This window comes from Nocardia sp. NPDC058497 (assembly GCF_042720195.1).
Classification (GTDB): domain Bacteria; phylum Actinomycetota; class Actinomycetes; order Mycobacteriales; family Mycobacteriaceae; genus Nocardia.
Window position 1 is genome coordinate 3,798 of the sequence record NZ_JBHXMY010000477.1, and the last position, 817, is coordinate 4,614.

The following is an 817-nucleotide window of genomic DNA, read 5'->3' on the forward strand; positions in this document are numbered from 1 at the left end:
CGCAGTCCTTGGGGCGGGCCAGCGGATGATGGCCCGCTCAACCCGCAGCGGGCGATCCCTCACCGGGATGACATCGGCCCGGTTGAGGTGTGACGATTGACGTCATGGTTGCGGTGGAGCTGGTTGGGGTTCCCTTCGACGGATACGGTCGGTCGGGCCATCAGGCCGCCGCTGCCGCGACGTTGCGTGAGGCCGGCCTCGCCGCGGCTCTGGAGGCGTATGAGGTCATCGAGCGTGACGGCATGGTTTTGCCCACGGGGAGCCCACAGCGGGGAACACAGACTTCGTTGATCAACGAAGCTGCACTGCTGGCCATGACCGAGGAGGTCGGCTCCCGGGTCAGAGCAGCGGTGACTGGTGGACGCTTCCCGCTCGTGTACGGCGCAGACTGCACCACACTGCTCGGCACCATCCCCGCACTTCGCGCTGACGGACCGGTGAGCGTGCTGTTCGTGGACGGGCACGAAGACACGATGCCGTTGGACGTCTCCGAAGACGGTGAGGCCGCCAACACCGAGATCGGCCTGCTGCTGGGGCTCACCGGGCATCTGATGCATGGCCCCTTGTCTGATCGACTACCCGCGCTCGGGCGCGACGAGCTCGCCCTCCTTGGCCCGCGTGACGATGGCTGGCGTCAGCAGTTCAACGTCGGCTCGCTGCGTGACAGCGGCGTCTGGATGCGCGACTGGCAGGAAATCGCCGCCGCACCAGAGGACCTCGCGCGCTCGGCGGTGGACCACCTGAAGCAGAGTGCTCGACGCTGGTGGCTGCACGTCGATCTCGACGTCCTCGACCCTGAACAGTTCCCGGCCCAAGT

The 817-nt window shown here is 67.1% G+C and carries 1 protein-coding gene; it reads left to right on the top strand.

What is annotated here, in order from left to right; translation table 11 throughout:
- Positions 1 to 89 precede the first annotated feature (89 nt).
- The coding region (locus ACFWPJ_RS25285; RefSeq protein ID WP_378854871.1) for an arginase family protein at positions 90 to 817 on the top strand (728 nt) is incomplete at its 3' end.